General features: G+C 59.0%; 17 protein-coding genes and 1 tRNA gene. 8 read left to right on the forward strand and 10 right to left on the reverse strand.

From position 1 onward, the window contains the following. Complete coding sequence (locus FHX09_RS14330) at positions 1-195, reverse strand: hypothetical protein (protein WP_037083322.1); 195 nt, start codon at positions 193-195, stop codon at positions 1-3. 152 nt (positions 196-347) lie between these two features. Between FHX09_RS14330 and FHX09_RS14335 the strand changes: the two genes are divergently transcribed. Together FHX09_RS14335 and FHX09_RS14340 are read left to right on the forward strand one after the other, a co-directional pair. Next, positions 348-422 (forward strand) — tRNA-Thr (locus FHX09_RS14335). 82 nt (positions 423-504) lie between these two features. Continuing rightward, a complete protein-coding gene (locus FHX09_RS14340) occupies positions 505-1,362 on the forward strand; it encodes a capsular polysaccharide synthesis protein (RefSeq protein WP_183718842.1) in 858 nt (285 codons plus the stop codon). Between the two features lie 146 nt (positions 1,363-1,508). On the opposite strand, the gene FHX09_RS14345 is transcribed toward FHX09_RS14340, so the two are convergent. After that, complete coding sequence (locus tag FHX09_RS14345; RefSeq protein WP_007796446.1) at positions 1,509-1,757, reverse strand: hypothetical protein; 249 nt, start codon at positions 1,755-1,757, stop codon at positions 1,509-1,511. Positions 1,758-2,067: 310 nt separating this feature from the next. Here FHX09_RS14345 and FHX09_RS14350 point away from each other — a divergent pair, with 310 nt between their 5' ends. Next, positions 2,068-2,310 carry a DUF982 domain-containing protein gene (locus FHX09_RS14350; protein ID WP_007796443.1) on the forward strand — a complete coding sequence of 81 codons (243 nt, stop codon included), beginning with the start codon at positions 2,068-2,070 and terminating at the stop codon, positions 2,308-2,310. Between the two features lie 227 nt (positions 2,311-2,537). On the opposite strand, the gene FHX09_RS14355 is transcribed toward FHX09_RS14350, so the two are convergent. The 3 genes from FHX09_RS14355 to FHX09_RS14365 form a co-directional block, all read right to left on the reverse strand. Further along, positions 2,538-3,686 (reverse strand): acyltransferase, encoded by a 1,149-nt coding sequence (locus FHX09_RS14355; RefSeq protein ID WP_132592461.1) that lies wholly within the window; start codon positions 3,684-3,686, stop codon positions 2,538-2,540. A gap of 153 nt (positions 3,687-3,839) precedes the next feature. Further along, the gene (locus FHX09_RS14360; RefSeq protein ID WP_007796438.1) at positions 3,840-4,097 is read right to left on the reverse strand and encodes a hypothetical protein; all 258 of its coding nucleotides are present in this window, start codon (positions 4,095-4,097) and stop codon (positions 3,840-3,842) included. A gap of 222 nt (positions 4,098-4,319) precedes the next feature. Next, positions 4,320-4,583 (reverse strand): BON domain-containing protein, encoded by a 264-nt coding sequence (locus FHX09_RS14365; protein WP_007796435.1) that lies wholly within the window; start codon positions 4,581-4,583, stop codon positions 4,320-4,322. Positions 4,584-4,751: 168 nt separating this feature from the next. Between FHX09_RS14365 and FHX09_RS14370 the strand changes: the two genes are divergently transcribed. Continuing rightward, entirely contained in the window at positions 4,752-5,030 is a 279-nt protein-coding gene (locus FHX09_RS14370) for a hypothetical protein (protein WP_007796432.1), read from the forward strand. An 81-nt stretch (positions 5,031-5,111) separates the two neighbouring features. Beyond that, positions 5,112-7,172, forward strand: a complete 2,061-nt coding sequence (locus FHX09_RS14375) for an ATP-dependent helicase (RefSeq protein ID WP_132592463.1) — start codon at positions 5,112-5,114, stop codon at positions 7,170-7,172. An 8-nt stretch (positions 7,173-7,180) separates the two neighbouring features. Here FHX09_RS14375 and FHX09_RS14380 read toward each other — a convergent pair whose 3' ends face one another. From FHX09_RS14380 to FHX09_RS14390, 3 genes are all read right to left on the reverse strand, one after another. Continuing rightward, entirely contained in the window at positions 7,181-8,245 is a 1,065-nt protein-coding gene (locus FHX09_RS14380; RefSeq protein ID WP_184450253.1) for an enoyl-CoA hydratase/isomerase family protein, read from the reverse strand. Positions 8,246-8,391: 146 nt separating this feature from the next. Beyond that, the gene (galE, locus tag FHX09_RS14385) at positions 8,392-9,426 is read right to left on the reverse strand and encodes a UDP-glucose 4-epimerase GalE (protein WP_132592467.1); all 1,035 of its coding nucleotides are present in this window, start codon (positions 9,424-9,426) and stop codon (positions 8,392-8,394) included. Positions 9,427-9,597: 171 nt separating this feature from the next. Next, the gene (locus tag FHX09_RS14390) at positions 9,598-9,789 is read right to left on the reverse strand and encodes a hypothetical protein (RefSeq protein WP_037083363.1); all 192 of its coding nucleotides are present in this window, start codon (positions 9,787-9,789) and stop codon (positions 9,598-9,600) included. A 402-nt stretch (positions 9,790-10,191) separates the two neighbouring features. On the opposite strand from FHX09_RS14390, the gene cax reads away from it, so the two are divergent. From cax to FHX09_RS14405, 3 genes are all read left to right on the forward strand, one after another. Then, positions 10,192-11,334 carry a calcium/proton exchanger gene (cax, locus tag FHX09_RS14395; RefSeq protein WP_132592469.1) on the forward strand — a complete coding sequence of 381 codons (1,143 nt, stop codon included), beginning with the start codon at positions 10,192-10,194 and terminating at the stop codon, positions 11,332-11,334. A 114-nt stretch (positions 11,335-11,448) separates the two neighbouring features. Beyond that, on the forward strand, positions 11,449-11,802 hold the full coding sequence (locus FHX09_RS14400) for a hypothetical protein (protein ID WP_184450255.1): 354 nt from the start codon (positions 11,449-11,451) through the stop codon (positions 11,800-11,802). 23 nt (positions 11,803-11,825) lie between these two features. Continuing rightward, positions 11,826-12,137, forward strand: coding sequence for a potassium channel family protein (locus tag FHX09_RS14405; protein ID WP_132592471.1), 312 nt, complete (start codon positions 11,826-11,828; stop codon positions 12,135-12,137). Between the two features lie 63 nt (positions 12,138-12,200). Here FHX09_RS14405 and FHX09_RS14410 read toward each other — a convergent pair whose 3' ends face one another. Together FHX09_RS14410 and mscL are read right to left on the reverse strand one after the other, a co-directional pair. Continuing rightward, the gene (locus FHX09_RS14410; RefSeq protein WP_184450257.1) at positions 12,201-13,367 is read right to left on the reverse strand and encodes a pyridoxal phosphate-dependent aminotransferase; all 1,167 of its coding nucleotides are present in this window, start codon (positions 13,365-13,367) and stop codon (positions 12,201-12,203) included. Between the two features lie 122 nt (positions 13,368-13,489). Then, positions 13,490-13,930 carry a large conductance mechanosensitive channel protein MscL gene (mscL, locus tag FHX09_RS14415; RefSeq protein WP_132592475.1) on the reverse strand — a complete coding sequence of 147 codons (441 nt, stop codon included), beginning with the start codon at positions 13,928-13,930 and terminating at the stop codon, positions 13,490-13,492. Between the last annotated feature and the right edge of the window lie 9 nt (positions 13,931-13,939).

The raw sequence follows: 13,939 nt of genomic DNA on the forward strand, positions 1-13,939 counted from the left end.
TTACGATTCGTCCATTTTTGCGGCAGGCAGCCCATTCGTCTCATCCGCTTGCCCCGATCGGCGCGCACGGGTCTGCTGTTTGCGGCGGGACAAATTTTCACGAAGCTTTTCGGCGGCGCGCTCGCGGCGCAGGTTGGCCTGGCGCTCGATCTCCGCTTTGCGGCTGTGCTGGCCTTTTTTGGTGTTCTCGGTCATGCCGCAGGCTTATCCGAATTTGCGACAATTCAAAAGTGGCCGGGCCTCAATCTCTACAAAGATGGAAATTGCGGCTTGCGCTTATCATGAAGCTGTGGCAATAGGCCCCCCGTTCACGCAATGCAGCCGCATCGGTTGCGCGTCTGGTCCTCGCTGCCGTAGCTCAGTGGTAGAGCACACCCTTGGTAAGGGTGAGGTCGGTGGTTCAATCCCACTCGGCAGCACCAGTTTTCCTTAAAGAAATCATAGAGCGCGACCTTTTCCGGCATTGCTGGGCAGCCTGCCTTTGTAGGAGACCCGGGATTATCCATGCTTTTATTTGACGCATTTCTGATCTGGAAGAAAGTAGCCCATTCGATACGGCGCAGTTTTGTTGGAAAGAAGAAGTTCCATTCCGCGAATGCCCGCTATGCATTCGAAACGATGCCTAAAAAACTACCTCGCATAGTGTGGATGTATTGGGACAAGCCGCTAGAGCAAGCGCCGCCAATTGTCCGCTATGCCGTGGATACCTGGATTAGGAAAAATCCATCTTGGGATGTGAGAATCCTGAGCGACGCAAACGCGGCCGAATTCGTCAACGTGCCACCTCCCAAAAGCAACCGCAAAATTCAGTGGCGGGCAGACTTAATCAGGGTCGCACTGCTGAGGGACTATGGCGGGGTTTGGGTGGACGCGACGACTTTTTGCGTCAAACCGTTGGACGAATGGCTGCCACCGTTGATGGAGAGTGGATTCTTCGCATTTCCTGACAGTTACCCCGGCCGGACAATGGGCATTTCTTTTCTTGCTGCGGAGCCGCAAAATTACCTTGTGAGCAAGTGGTTCCAGTTGATGGTGAGATACTATTCAAAGCGCGGCAAGCTCCGTCATTACTTTTGGGTTATGTACCTTTTTGAGTACATCATAAGGACTGACCGCAAAGCGCTCGCTATTTGGCAAGCCACCCCGAAACTCGCATCAAAGGGTCCTATTCTTTTGAAGCGTATTCTGACACAGCCAGACCTATTGGAGCCGATCCCCGACTACGTCGATACGACGGCGATCACATGGTTGAAGATCAGCTCTGATACCAAGCTCAGCAATCAAGAGGTCACGTATGCCCTCGAAAGCAACGCGGATATCGAACTCCGGAAAGTCGCTGAAACCGCTCCTCAGAACCGGTAGGGCGAACACCGCACATCGTGAAGCTTGCGTCGCGCGGGCTGCGCGGACTCACATCAACAGGCGGCTAAGATCCGGAATCGCTTTATAACTTCCGCTCGGGTTCGCGGACCCCGCGAAGTCGTTGGCTTGAAGACGAAATGCCTGCATCAGGCGTCGAAGTGCCAGTCCTTCGTCGGACGGCATGACAGATAGTCCGACGCATCGAGATCCTGGATCATCTGCCTCAGCGTTCGGACAGTCTCCTCAAATGTCGCAAGCTTCGCATCGGTAACGTCCACTTTCTTGCCCGTGGCGTCGTCGACTTCGAGCCATCGATGCTGACCACTTCGCATGGATACGACCAGAGACACATACTTCTGGCATTCCGCATTCAGCACATGCTTGAGGTCCTGCATCTCCGATCTCCAACGCTGACAGGAGCTAACTGACGTTGAGCCTCCATGGTTGCACAAAGCACCGCATTCGGCCAGTTAAAAGTGCAGGCATCTGATCTGTCACCGCTCAAGGGGAGATAACGCCTTGCGGGCGAAAGATCGGAAGACACGGGAGGCCCATGAACACAGCGGTCGACCGGCACACGGCGCACGAGTTTTCCCATTTGCGGGGTCTGAAAATATCGCTAAAATGCCTTCAGTATGAGGCCTTCGGGAGGAACACGGAGGCTGATCTATACGTTTTTGGCCTAAGCAATGGAGGAGCACGCCGATGGCCGCAGAGAAATGGAATGATCCTATTCATGTGGGATTTGAAAATACGGGCGCGCGCACGATCCTTGGTCCTCTAGACGCGCTGAAATGCCTGGCAGACCTTTGGCCAAGTGCTCGCGGATTGCGTTACCTGAAGGCAAGAAGCACATGCAGAGCCGCTCTTGATGGCCGCAAAACGGTCGAGGAGGCTCGCGCGGAGTTCGTCGCGGCGGCAGAGGAAGCAAAACTGAAGGTCCATTGATCGGGCGTTCCTCCTCCGATCCCCGGCAGATTGTCGACAACCTGTCTCAGAATAGGGCGACAGTTTATTTTTGGTTAACCCTTGGCCGCACTTGCTGTTACCGCCGCGAGGAAGCTGATTGCCATTCAGGCACGTCTCTCAATAGAACATCGGCAGCCATCATGATGATGGTCAGAGGCTCGTCACCCTCTGCGAAAGCAGACGAGCCTCGATTGCAATAAGCCGTCTCACGCCGGCTTCAGACGCCTTTTCCCGATCTTGTCCAACACTTTGCGCCCGAGCTTCTGGCCCGGCCCTTCGATGCGAGTGAAACCGAGGTAAGCCAGTGCATAGGCCAGCGGCAGGAGGGCGGCCACGACGATCGCAAAGCGTACCGGCGCCGAAATCTCAGCCCCGAAATGCCTGATCATGAATGCGGCAATCGGCTGCAGCAGCAGCAGATGGATCAGGTAGACACCGAACGAAAGCTCGCCCAGCCAATGGCAGAAGCGGTTTCCCATGACTGACGAAACGCGGTCGCCGAGCCTTCCAATAAGACCAGGCAACAGATGGTAGTGCACCAGCGCGAAGAAGCCGATCACGAGAAGCACGCGGATAGCGACCTTCGTCGAGGTCATGTCCCCGCCAATCGGAAGCATCACCAGAATGACAGCAAGCAAGCCATTCATGATGGTTTGCCGCTGCGACACGAACAAGCCGTTGGCGATCAACATACCGCACAGGAAGACGTGCATTTTCAGCGGTAGGAAAGACGGCATCGGAAAATCGACATGCGCGGCCTGGATAGCCTTGGCGATGAAGAAGGCAGCAAGCGCAACGACGGCGGCGCCCGGCAGCCATCTGGTTTTCCGCAAAAGCAGCATCACAATCGGAAAGGCCGCATAAAACTGCATCTCCAGGCCAAGGCTCCAATCCGGCAACGGCGTGCGGAACGCGTAGGCCGGATGCAGCCCAAATAGAAAGCTTGCATGGATAAGGAGATTGCGCAGGCTGCCATCCAGATAGCGCTCAGGCAACTGCGGACCATGCGCGAGGAAGGTGTCAATGACCATGCGGCTCTCATAGAGCTGCGGGCCCAACAGCAGCGCGATGCACAGCATCACATAATAGAGCGGCGCGATGCGGAAGAAGCGCTTCATCCAGAAGCCGAACCAGGTGGACGGTTTCTCCCAGGGATTGGCTGTCTCGCGCAGCTGATAGTGAAAGACCATCAGGAAGCCGGACAGCATAATGAAGAGGTCAACGCCCAAATCCGGCGACGAAAGGATCGGAAGGTGCCAGCCTGTCAGTTGCAGGCTGTGGCCCACGAGCACCCAAAGGGCGGCTAGACCACGCAGCCCGTCGAGGCATCCGATCCGCTTGCTCTCAATGATCATCGGGTTATCCTTCTGGTTGAGGCTCAGCTTCGCGGAAGCTAACGCAATGTGCTGCAACGCACAACGCACAACCAGAAAAGTTGATCGGCCCTGCCTGGGAGAGAGCGATCTTGGCTACCCTATTTCATAGAATTCCAAACGAAACGGGGACGATCAACAGCGACCGTCACTCTGCACTTCAAGGTAGCCGACGCCGATAATGGTGCCGTCAAAAGACCGAATGAAGGATGGAACATAATGCGTTGTGGGCGCGGTGCAGGACACCGGCCCAGTATATTCGTTCATCGCCATCTCATCCTGCGGCAGAGCGGAATAGTCGCTCGTGATCTCGAGCGAAGCCGAAGCTGGCGTGATAAAGGTCCCTATTGCCAGCGCGAACGCCGGCACTCCCAGTCGAAGAAGTCTTTGCATGCGCTTCTCCCGTGTTTTGATTACAAGCATTAACTAATGAAAAGCGTTTTTAGTTCCAGTGCCGCCGCTACTACTTTCGCACAGTTAACTGGTCGTATTTTCGATTTAGCTAAATTGTATGATTTTACATGGCGGTAGGTGAACGCTTCCATGTGCATAGCTGCATGCTGTATGTGTGCGCCAAAACTGATGAGTTTTAAGTATTATATCTGGGTAGCCCGGCTAACGTCGCAACATCCGGCTGCGGACATAGCCCTTCCCCACGACGTCTTCAGCTATCTCAACGGCCCGCTCGACATGGCCTTTGTGCCGGACGAATCCCTCAAGAACGACGTAAGGTCCGAGGATCGACACAACGATTTCGCTGCTATCAATGTCATCGGCGGCGCTGAGGGCGCTTTCGACGGAGGCGCGGGTTGATGCGACGCTGTGGCCTTGCCCGCAGGCGTCACCGTGATCTTCCGTCGCCTGAAATCGAAGCACCATGATCGCCTCCGTGTGGCGAAATCAGTTACTGACCAACGCCACAGGGGAGTTTTAGTTGCACTGCATCAAGCTATACTTTGAGGAATCTCGCAGAGGCCATCGCACGCTACTTGGCGTCTCGACTTAGAGGGCCATATATACCAACGGTTTAGGGTAGGGGTTGCAACGATGAAAGTTCTGCTTCCGACAATTCTATCGGTCGCGATGCTATCGGGCTGTACCACGGACAGTTCGACCGAGGTACAGCCGATCCCGGGCAGCATCACCTATGGCGGACAACCGCGCACGAAGCTGACGAAATCGCCGCCCGGCAGTGTCATCTACAATTCCTTCTACGATTCGACCGGCAGCAGGGTTAAGGAAACCTATATCCTGCAGCCGGATCGCACCCTGAAGCTGACCCGACGTGTTATCGTGCCCGATTTCCCCTCACGAAACGGTTCTTGACAGCGGCGCCCTTCGAGAACATTCAAGGAACGTCGAATATTTCCGCGGTGCGATTCTCCGCCGAAGCAACCGGACGGCTGAATGTATCTTGAAAAGCTCAATCCCCAGCAGCGCGCGGCCGTCGAATACGGCACGATCACTGATGGCACCCATGTTGCCGGGCCGCTGCTCGTCATGGCCGGTGCCGGATCGGGAAAGACGAACACGCTGGCGCACCGCGTTGCCCACCTGATCGTCAAGGGCGCCGATCCGCGCCGGATCCTGCTGATGACGTTTTCCCGGCGTGCAGCCGCCGAGATGGCGCGCCGCGTCGAGCGCATCTGCGCCCAGGTGCTGGGCAGCAATTCCGGCATCATGGCGGATGCGCTTGCCTGGAGCGGGACGTTTCACGGGATTGGGGCTCGGCTCCTGCGTGAGTATGCCGAGCAGATCGGCATCGACCCCGCCTTCACCATCCACGATCGCGAAGACAGCGCCGATCTTATGAACCTCATCCGGCACGAGCTGGGCTTCTCGAAGATGGAGAGCCGATTTCCGACGAAGGGCACCTGCCTTGCGATCTATTCGCGCGTGGTCAATTCGGAAAGCGAGCTCAGCCTAGTGCTGCGCGACGCCTTTCCCTGGTGTTCGGCTTGGGAAAATCAGTTGCGGGAGCTCTTCGGCGCCTATGTCGAAGCCAAGCAGAACCAGAACATTCTCGATTATGACGATCTGCTCCTCTACTGGGCGCAGATGGTCAGCGAGCCGATCATCGCGGACGATATCGGCAGCCGTTTCGATCATGTACTGGTCGACGAGTACCAGGATACGAACCGCCTGCAGGCATCGATCCTGCTCGCATTGAAGCCCGGCGGGCAAGGCCTGACTGTCGTCGGCGACGATGCGCAGTCGATCTATTCCTTTCGCGCAGCCACCGTGCGCAACATCCTCGACTTCCCCTCGGCGTTCAGCCCGTCGGCCAATATCATCACGCTCGATCGTAACTACCGCTCGACCCAGACGATCCTCGCAGCGGCCAACGCAGTCATCGATCTTGCCTCGGAACGCTTCACCAAGAACCTCTGGACGGAGCGCCAGTCGGCCCAACGTCCAAGGCTCGTCACCGTGCGCGACGAAGCCGACCAAGCGCGATATGTTGCGGACAAGGTGCTGGAGAATCGCGAAGAAGGCGTGAAGCTCAAGCAGCAGTCGGTGCTTTTCCGCGCCTCCCATCATAGCGGCGCGCTCGAAGTGGAGCTTACCCGCCGCAACATTCCTTTCGTGAAATTCGGCGGGCTGAAGTTCCTCGACAGCGCGCATGTGAAGGACATGCTGGCCGCCCTGCGCTTCGCACAGAATCCGCGCGACCGCGTCGCCGGCTTCAGGCTGATGCAACTGCTTCCGGGCGTCGGCCCTTCGACCGCGCAGCGCGTCGTCGACCAGATGGCAGCGAATGCGAGCCCGATTCAGGTGCTTGCCGAACTGCCGGCTCCGCCCCGTTCCGGCGAGGATTGGACGGCCTTCGTTGCGATGCTGCAGGAGGTGAAGACAGGCAAGGCCGGTTGGCCGGCGGAGATCGGCCTCGTGCGCGAGTGGTATTCGCCGCACCTCGAACGCCTACACGAGGATGCCTCGACCCGCCAGGCCGACCTTCTGCAACTCGAGCAGATCGCCGGCGGTTATCCTTCCCGCGAGCGCTTCCTGACCGAACTGACGCTCGACCCGCCGGATGCGACCAGCGATCAGGCCGGCGTGCCACTGCTCGATGACGACTATCTAATCCTCTCCACGATCCATTCCGCCAAGGGGCAGGAATGGACGCGAGTGTTCATGCTGAACGTCGTCGATGGCTGCATCCCATCCGACCTCGCCGTTGGAACCCGCGCCGAGATCGAGGAGGAGCGGCGACTGCTCTACGTCGCCATGACCCGCGCCAAGGACAATCTCGATCTTGTCGTGCCGCAGCGCTTCTTCACGCACGGCCAGAACGCCCAGGGCGACCGGCATGTCTATGCGTCGCGCACCCGCTTCATCCCGGCGACACTGCTGCAGTTCTTCGAGGCGGTCGGCTGGCCGCAGGCCAGAACCGATGGCGGCGCCTCGCATCAGGCGCGACAGGTACGTGTCGATGTTGGTGCACGCATGCGCGGCATGTGGCGCTAAGGCTTGTATTAGAGGGCGAGCGGCGGCTCCGGAGGCCGGAAGAAGGCATCGATGGCGGCCTGATCGACCGCCTCTGGTGTCGCCGGCATCCAGTGTGGTTTACGATCCTTGTCGATAATGGCGGCGCGTATGCCCTCGTAGAAATCCGGGCTTTTCAATATCTGCTGGCAGGCGCCGAGTTCGCGGTTCAGGCATTCGGCAAGGGTCCTGCTTTGCCGACCCTGGCGCAGGAGACGAAGCGCAAGCTTCAGGCTGGTCGGGGAGCGCGTCTGGATGATCCGCAGCGTTTCGGCTGCAAAGTCGCCGGGCTCCTTTTGCAGTGCATGGCTGATTTCCTCGACGGTGCCGAAATGAAAGCTGCGCTCGATAAGGTCTCTGTTGCTTTTGACGGCGCTCGTTCCTGGATCGCTGGAGAGGTTCTTCAACACCGCCTCGACATCGCGCGGCCCCACGTTTCGCGGCAGCTCTGCAAGCGTCTCGACGATGTCAGGCAGCCGGAAGGAGGCGACGTGGTGGTCGGCCAGACCGGTATAGATGATATCAGCCGCGTCGATGGTCAGTCCCGTCAGCCCCATCCAGGTGCCGGCCTCACCCGGCGCGCGCGGCAGCAGCCACGTCGCCCCGACATCCGGAAAATAGCCGATCCCGGTTTCCGGCATGGCAAGCTTGGTTCGTTCGGTCACGACGCGGTGGCGGCCATGCGATGACAGACCGACGCCGCCGCCCATGGTGATGCCGTCCATCAGCGCCACATAGGGCTTCGGAAAGGTCGCGATGCGGTGGTTCAGGCGAAACTCTTCGCGCCAGAAGGTCATGGCCAGATCGGTGCCCGTGCTGCCGCTTTCGTGCAGCGCGCGGATGTCGCCACCGGCGCAGAAGCCACGCCCTCCTTCTCCCGATACGATCACGGTGGCGATATTGGCGTCCGCCGCGAAGTCGTCCATTGCAGCGGCAAAGGCGCGGACCATGTCGAGTGTCAGGCTGTTTAGCGCACGCGGCCGATTGAGGCGGATGATGCCGGCCGATGCACGCCGTTCGACAATCACCTCACTGTGCTGAACCTCGTCCCGCATGCTGACCTCCTCGCTTCCGCAGACATCGCTTCGCCGCAATCCGGAACCTCGCTTGGAGCGAACCGGCATTGCTGCGTGACGTCACCTTACCGCACTCGGCGGCATAGTCGATGGCCGCCGGCGGAGGTCAAGGATTGCTTTGGGTCTCAGAACGACGCGGCGGCGAGCGCCCGGTGGAGACTCTGGAGGTCGTCGGCGTTGCGGTTGAGCAGAAACTGTTCCCAGTCGAGCGCGCTTTGAACGATCGTCTCCAGCGAATCGTGCTTCGGCTTCCAGTCCAGAACGCGCTGGGCAAGGCCGGAGTCCGCGACGACGCTTGCGGCATCGCCCGGGCGTCTCGGCGCAATCTGTACCTTGAAGGAGTGCCCGTGCAGGCGCGTGACCATGTTGAGGACGTCGAGTACCGAATAGCCGGTGCCGTAGCCGCAATTGGCGACCAGCGAGCCGCTGCCACGGCGCAAATGCTGCAGAGCACTCAGGTGAGCCTCCGTGAGATCGCTGACATGGATGTAGTCGCGCACGCCGGTGCCGTCATGGGTCGGATAGTCGATGCCGTAGACATGAACGCCGCCGCGTTTGCCAAGCGCGGCCTCGCAAGCGACCTTGATCAGGTGTGTCGCTCCTGACGTGGATTGGCCGCTGCGTCGGAGCGGATCGGCGCCGGCGACATTGAAGTAGCGCAGCGCGACGTAATCGAAATCGTAGGCTGCCGCGGCGTCCCGCAGCATGAATTCCGTCATCAGCTTGGACTGACCGTAGGGATTTTCCGGCTTGAGCGGCGCGGTTTCCTTCACCGGTTCGGATGTCTTCTGCGGCCCGTAGACGGCGGCAGTGGAGGAGAAGACGAAATGGCGAATGCCGGCGGTGATCGCGGCGCTCAACAGCGCCCGCGTCTTACCGGAGTTATTGTCATAATAGGCAAGTGGATCGGCAACGGATACGGGCACGATCGCCGAACCGGCAAAATGGATGATGGCTTCGATGTCGTTCTCGATGAAGATTGTCTTCAACACCTGGGTATCGGACACATCGCCGAGATAGAAGCGCGCGCGCGGAGAGACCGCCCAGCGAAAGCCGGTCGAAAGATTGTCCAGCACGACGACGTCCTCGCCTGCATCCAGCAATGTCCAGACCATGTGGCTGCCGATGTAGCCCGCGCCGCCCGTGACCAAAATTGCCATGTCCTGCATCCCCGTTTTCATACACGCGGGTGCATCTGACGCCGTTTTTCCTTTCAGAATCTCCTATCGAATGCGCCCTCGGGGGCATCCGCGCCGGTAAGTTTGATGGCGTGGTTAGAGCCCGATTTCTACATCCGCTAGAATTTTATCGATGTGCCATTTCGGGGAGCTTCAGCGCCGTCGAAGCAATTCCGCAAGGTCTTCCCACAGGATCACTATCCCAATGGCGAGCAATCCACCGGGAATCAGGAAATACAGGATTCTGACGGGATTGACGGTGAAGAACAGCAGGTACAGGAGGCCGTAGACCCCTGAGATTACGAGAACCGTTCCCAGAACGAGGGAAATTATCTTCCTGACCAAGACCCACCCCCGAGCTAAACCCCTAAGGGAATTGCTACACCAAACATGCCCAAGCTGTATAGCCGGCACGTCTATGATCCGACCGTGGTTCGGAGGCCCGAGCAAGGAGACGAACCCAAACACGCGAATGGCACCTTCTTCCCTAGGAAATCGCGTCGCCCCAAGATACTGGTCTCGTTCTTGGCCTCGGACGGGGCGGCGGACCGCGCTGCGAGCCGGCGGATACGGGTTGAGAGACCTGCGCCTCAACTGGCTCGACAAAGCTGATCTGACAATCCCGAAGCCGGATGACGTCGTAAAGCTGAATTAGCGTGCACCAGCAAGTTCAGGACTGCCGCGACAGCAATTATAAAAGGTGGTAGCCTTCGTCACAGGTCGTCGCTCCGATTCCGGAGAAAAGACATGGGCACTCTTGACGAAAGACCTTCCATCGCGCCGTCTTCGATGGGACGGGCCATCATCGACGAAATCCATCATGCACCGGTTCTCGGGTTGATCGTTTTCGTGCCTGTCGTCATTCTTCTGGAACGGATTTTTCCCGATCGCCACACCCTGTTGTTCCTTGCTTCGGTCGTCGCGATCGTACCTTTGGCCGCACTCCTGAGCCGCGCAACCGAAGCGGTTGCGGCCAGGACCGGAGACGCAGTCGGCGGCTTACTCAATGCTACTCTCGGGAACCTGACCGAACTGGTGATCTCTCTCGCGGCCTTGCAGGCCGGTCAATATCTGTTGGTCAAGGCGTCGCTCGCCGGAGCGATCGTCACCAATACCCTGTTCATGCTGGGAGGTGCCTTCCTACTCGGGGGGCTCAAGCATCATGTTCAGGAATTCAATAGGGTCAACGCCCGCTTTCAGGCCTGCCTCCTGTTCCTTGCGACGATTGCGGTCCTGGTCCCATCTCTGATCAGCGAGGTGGACCAGCCTCCCGCACTCGACGTGTCCCAAAAGCTGAGCCTTGGATTGGCAATCCTTCTCATTGCCGTCTATGCGCTGGGTATGTTGTTTTCGTTGCGGACACACCGCGAGCTTTTCGCAAGCGTGAGCCACGCGGGCGAAGACGAAAAACCCTGGCCGCTTGGCCTGAGCATCGTGCTATTGGTTATCGTGACGCTGCTAGTTGCGCTGGTCAGCGAGATATTCGTCGGTTCAGTTCAGGCCGCCGCCGAGCACCTCGGGATGACGCCGGCATTTGTAGGTTTCATTGTCGTAGCCTTGGTAGGTGCAGCCGCCGAGATGACCACCGCGTTTTCGGCTGCCCGTGCAAATCGCCTGGACCTCAGTGTCGGCATTGCGCTGGGCAGCGCGGCCCAAATTGCCTTGTTTGTCGCGCCGATATTGGTGCTCGTCAGCTATTTCATCGGTCCGGAACCCATGACTTTGCAGTTTTGGCGGGGCGCAGTAACGATGATGATCGTCGCCACCTTGGCCGCCACCCTCTTGTCCAATGGCGGCCGTGGAGCCTGGTATGCCGGCGTCATGGCTCTGGCGCTTTATGCAATTTTCGCGTTCACGTTGTTTGTCTTGCCTCCCACGAATCCGTCGTGATGCCGCTGCCTTCCGAAAGCGGCAATCACCTCAGCAAGCGGGTTTACGAGCGCGTCGTCGTTCACTGCCCGTCTTCGCATGCCGTCCGATAGTCTTCTCGCGAAAGGACCGAAAATGACCGTTTATGTGGCCGAAATCTCGGAGCGCGGTATCGTCGCCTTCGAAGCGGCGAACGATGTCGACGCGGCAACCCGGCTCACCGACAGGACACTCCTGCGAGATCTCCGCGTGCTGCAAAACCAGGGGCGCTCGCTTTGGGACGGCGTTTCGCAGATACGGCTATGGGGACCGTCGCCGCAGGAGCTTGAGATCTGCCAGGGGCGGTCCGTTGCCGCGACGGCGGTCCTGGTGACTGAAAACCTTCTCGGCCACGCTTTCCATAACGCAGCCCTGTGCAGCTGGACGTACTTGCTTGCAGGCACGGCAAGCATATCGCACGACTCGGAAGGCAAATGGCCATGGCGGTAAGCTCCAGGTCCCAAGCAAAACGAATGAGACGACTGTTCTTTGCCGCGCTGTTCCAGCAGGTTTCCATACTCTGGCCCATCTTCTCCGGAATCCTTGTCGTCATGGTCGGATCCGGCATTGTCATCGGACAGATCGAGGGTTGGCGGATCGGCGAAACCTTTTACTTCACCTTCATCACGGGTCTCACGATCGGCTACGGCGACCTTGCACCCAAGCATACCGTGGCGCGGATGCTCGCCATACTGATCGGACTTTCCGGCATCGTCCTGACCGGCTTGGTCGCCGCCGCCAGCGTGCAGGCGCTTAACGCGGCAGGTCGCGACAAAGCCTCGTAAAACGAGGCCGCCCGCGGTTCATGAGCTGCCACGTAGGCGCGGGCAACCCAGCCGCAGATGCTATCAAAGTTTCAGGATGTAATCGCACAGTCTGTCGGCCGCTATCTGGATCTGCGCCGGATCGCGCAGGAAGCAGGCGCGTAGGAAGAGCTCGCCGCCCGGCCCGAAGGCCGTTCCCGGTGCCAATCCGACGCCGATTTTGTCGACGATGTCGATGGCTGCCTTGCGGCTGTCTTTCACCCCGTCGATCTTCAGAAATGCATAGAGCGCGCCATCCGGCTTCAGCGTCTCGACACGGTTCGTGGCAATCAGCGCGTCGCAAAGGACGTCGCGGGAGCGCTTGGCCTTGTCGATGTTGGACCGCACGAATGCGTCGCCATCGTTCAGGGCGGCAACCGCCCCTCGCTGCATGAACTGCGCCACGCCGGAGGTCGAATACTGGATGAGGTTTTCGAGCACCTGGCCGGTTTGCGGCGGGGCAACGATCCAGCCGACACGCCAGCCGGTCATCGACCAGTTCTTCGAGAAGGAGTTGACGAACATCACCTTGTCGTCCGGCTCCATGACATCGAGGAAGGACGGTGCGCGGCCGCCGGCAAAGTAATAGCGCGCATAAATCTCGTCGGCCATGATCCAGAGATCATGCTTGCGCGCCAGCGCCAGGATGGCCACGAGGTCGTCCCTGGTTGCGGTCCAGCCGGTCGGATTGGACGGCGTGTTGATAAACAGCCCCTTCATCTTCGGCGTGATTGCAGCCGCGATACGGTCGAGATCGACCGCCCACCTGCCGCCCTCGAAAGTCAGTTGGACGCCGACTGAACGGGCGCCGGCAATTTCCAAGGCGGCCGCAATGTTCGGCCAGGCGGGCGTCAGGTAAACGAGTTCGTCCCCAGGCGACGTCATAGCCTGCACGGCAATCTGGATCGCCTGCATGCCGGAACCGGTGACGTAGAAATGCTCGACGGGCAGGGTGATGTCGAAATGCCTAGCATAGTAGTCCGACAGCGCTTGGCGCAGCTCCGGAATGCCGCGCTGATAGGTATAGAAGGTCTCACCGCCCGACAGCGCGTCAATCGCCGCCTTGTTGATGAAATCAGGCGTCGAGAGATCTCCCTCGCCGACCCAAAGCGGCAGAAGGCCATCGCGGCCACGGGCATAATTGACGACTTCGACGATTCCACTTTCGGGCGCCAGAACGGCACGCGGGCTAAGGCTGCTGACAATCGACATGCATCACTCCGGTTTTCGCCTACATAAAGCAAACGCGGCGGCAAATCCCATGACAATCGGTGATGCGATATCGATTTTCGTGATGATTGGTCCCGCCGCAACGGCAGGACCAATTCTTAAACTCACGCGGAACGCTTGGCCAGCAGGTCGCGGATTTCCGTCAGCAGCGCCACATCGGCCGGCGGTGCGGCCGCCTCTTCGTTGGCCTCCTTGATCTTCAGCTGCTTGTCCACCTGCTTCTGCAGCGTATTCACGCCCTTGACCATCAGGAAGATGATCCATGCAAGGATGAGAAAGTTGATCAGCACCGTGATGAAGCTGCCATAGGCCAGAACCGCGCCCTGCTGGCGCGCGGCGCCCAGGGTCTGTGCGTTCACATTGGAAGACAGGCCGATGAAGTAGTTCGAGAAGTCGAACCCACCAAACACGGCACCGACGATCGGCATGATGACATCGTCCACCAGCGACTTGACGATGCCGCCAAAGGCACCGCCGATGATAACGCCGACAGCAAGGTCCATGACATTGCCGCGGGCGATAAATGCTTTGAACTCATTGAGCATTCGATCCGT

The organism is Rhizobium sp. BK538 (assembly GCF_014197575.1).
GTDB lineage: Bacteria > Pseudomonadota > Alphaproteobacteria > Rhizobiales > Rhizobiaceae > Rhizobium.